Here is a 2683-nt window from a genome sequence, read left to right as displayed (position 1 = left end):
AGGGACTCGAACCCCGAACCCGCTGGTTTACGGCCAGCCCAGGTCGCGGCGTCGCATCAACGGTAGTTCCGATGCGCAGGACGACTCCGGCGCGCGAGACGCCGCTCCGTCCGACGGGAATCCAGGGCCCGAACTGTCCGATGAAGGCGGACGCGGCGTGATTCCGACTCCACTCCCCCGGCTGTGAAGCCACCCAGCTGCCAGTCGGGCTCCGCGCCACCGAGCACAGCTGCTCAGAAATACCACTGACCAGCACTTTTCGAGGCAGATTCGTCCAAACGGAGGACGTGAGAATGTACACGCGACACGCCCGAAACGCATCGGTTATGCCAATCGACAGAATTGGCGTGATATACGCTCACCTCTCCCCCGAATGGTCCCTCGCACTCTCCGACTTCGCCGCGTGGCTGATCGCTGCGGGCATGGCGCCCAGTTCGCAGAGAATCCGCTGCTATCACGTCCGCCGGCTCGCGGAAGCTGTGCACCTCCCCCCGGACAAGCTCGAGCTCGACGATTTGGTCGAGTACTTCGCAGCCCAGGAATGGGCGCCCGAAACGCGTCGCGGAAACCGCGCCAGCATCGTCAAGTTCATGACGTGGATGCACTCATCAGGTCGGCGGCCCGACAACCCAGCAGCCCTCCTGCCGACCGTCAGCGTCCCGACTGGCTCGCCGCGGCCGACTCCTGAGAAGATCCTGCGCTCCGCGCTCATCGCTTCGAGTCCGCGCACCCGCCTCATGGTCAGTCTCGGCGCGTTCGTCGGTCTCCGTCGCGGCGAGATCGCGACGACTCGCGGCGATGCGGTTGGAGAGGACCTCGACGGCCCCGTCCTTCGTGTCACAGGCAAGGGCGGGCACGTGCGGGTCGTTCCCCTCGATGAAGGCATCGCCGAGCAGATCACTGCGCGAGGCCCAGGATGGACCTTCCCTGGCCAGATCGACGGCCATCTGTCACCAGCGTATGTGGGAAAGCTCGTGTCGCGGGTTATGCCGGAAGGATGGACGGCGCACTCGTTGCGGCACCGTTTCGCCAGCGCCGCATACGCACACGAGCGCGATATCCGCGCCGTACAGGAGTTGCTCGGGCACAAGAGTGTACGGACGACGCAGATGTACACCGCGGTTCCGGATCGCGCCCGCCGTTCGGCGGCATCGGCGGCTGCCGCAGGGTTCAATCACATCCGAGATGCGGCGTAAAGCGACATAACCGGACTAGCGTTAGTCATTCACGGATCACCTAGAGAAGGCATATGAGCAAATGAGCGTACGACTGATGGGCCGCGCAGCGATCGCGGCGGCAGGCATCTGCGCCGCGGCGCTCGTCGGCGCATGCGGTTCCTCCGACGAGACGACGCCGACGCAGAGCAGCGTGGCGCCGACGTCGAGCACCGACGAAGGCTCTATCCAGCCCGTCGGCTCGATCATTCGCGGCCAGTCGGGCGCGACGGTGGAACTTCAGACCGTCACCCAGCGTGGTGCGTCGACCGTGCTCGGCGTCAAGTTCACCGCGGGCAGGACCAATCTCGAGGGCTACAACATCCTGACGCCCGTGCTGACCTACGGGCAGGACGGGAAGGAGGCTGCGGTCGACTACGCGATCACCGAGCCGGTCTCGGGCATCATCCCGGCAGGCACAGCGCGATCGGTTGAGTTCGGTTACGAGGTCGACAAGGCGAAGCTCAACCCTGCGACGGTCACTATCGGAATCGGGCTGGCCGAAGCTGGATGGCACGGGGATTTGACGACGGTGAAAGCGGCGCCGGCCGAGTCCGCTGAACCGGACACCCCGGCCGCCGCCGAAGTGCCAGCCACGACTGAAACACCCGCGCCAGAGCCGGCGCCCGCCGAGGAGTCGGCCGATGCGCCGCCAGCGACCTTCGACCCGGACAGCGGGGACGGCTACGGACCGAACCAGAAGCTGCCGCCGTTGTGCGAGCGGTTCCCCGACGAGTACGGGCCGTGCTGATGCAAGCGCCACCCACTGACGCCGAGGTCATTGAGGCGTTCGCCGTCTACATCGGTCAGCGGTCGGCCGCGGGGGTCCTCATGGCGAAGGCGGTCAGCGACATTGCGTTTCGCGACGGTCGAGTGCGCATTACGCTCGACCCGGCGCGAGCCGGTGCTGAGTACTGGGCACTGATGGAGGTTCAGCCGTTCGACAATCCGGCCTACTTCTACGGCACTGTCGTCGCATTCAACGACGACGAGGGAACTTGGCTTCGCCGGCGAGTGACTGATGTCGATGTCGTCGACGTGGACGGCAGGCCGCTCGGCACGGCGACCGTCGCTGAGCTCTACAGCCGAGCAACGGGGTAGGCGGTGAGGAATTCCGCGAAGGTCCGCTCCGCCGACGCTCACGATGGACCTTGACGGGACATCGTGCAATGGCGTCTCTGACGTCGACTTCGACGGCGTCCACTACGAGTGCATCGGCGGGGGTGTTCCGCGCGCAGTGACCCAACGGTCGAGACGGCGAAAAGGCCCCCAGGAACCGCCGGTAGCGGACCTGGGGGTCTTCCGTTGCGCGTGTCTTCCCCACGCGCACATCGCACGATAGCGCGCTGGTCGGACAACAGGTGGCGGGCGTCAGCGCGTGTACCGCCACACCTCGTCGTTGTCGGGTGCATACTCGGCGATCTCGCCGAGTTCGGGCGCTCCGCCGCCTGCGCCCGGCATCAGGACCG

General features: G+C 66.2%; 3 protein-coding genes. All 3 read left to right on the top strand.

Annotation, left to right across the window (positions count from 1 at the left end):
- Nucleotides 1-293: 293 nt before the first annotated feature.
- A complete protein-coding gene (locus tag Y710_RS18270; protein ID WP_231875787.1) occupies nucleotides 294-1196 on the top strand; it encodes a tyrosine-type recombinase/integrase in 903 nt (300 codons plus the stop codon).
- Nucleotides 1197-1272: 76 nt separating this feature from the next.
- On the top strand, nucleotides 1273-1965 hold the full coding sequence (locus Y710_RS18265) for a hypothetical protein (protein ID WP_062368125.1): 693 nt from the start codon (nucleotides 1273-1275) through the stop codon (nucleotides 1963-1965).
- The gene (locus Y710_RS18260; RefSeq protein ID WP_062368124.1) at nucleotides 1959-2315 is read left to right on the top strand and encodes a hypothetical protein; all 357 of its coding nucleotides are present in this window, start codon (nucleotides 1959-1961) and stop codon (nucleotides 2313-2315) included. The genes Y710_RS18265 and Y710_RS18260 overlap by 7 nt, the downstream gene beginning before the upstream one ends.
- The last annotated feature ends 368 nt before the right edge of the window (nucleotides 2316-2683 follow it).

This window comes from Gordonia sp. QH-12 (assembly GCF_001578675.1).
Classification (GTDB): domain Bacteria; phylum Actinomycetota; class Actinomycetes; order Mycobacteriales; family Mycobacteriaceae; genus Gordonia; species Gordonia sihwensis.
Note: the sequence above shows the minus strand (reverse complement) of the source record. Positions and strands in the feature narration are given on the sequence as shown.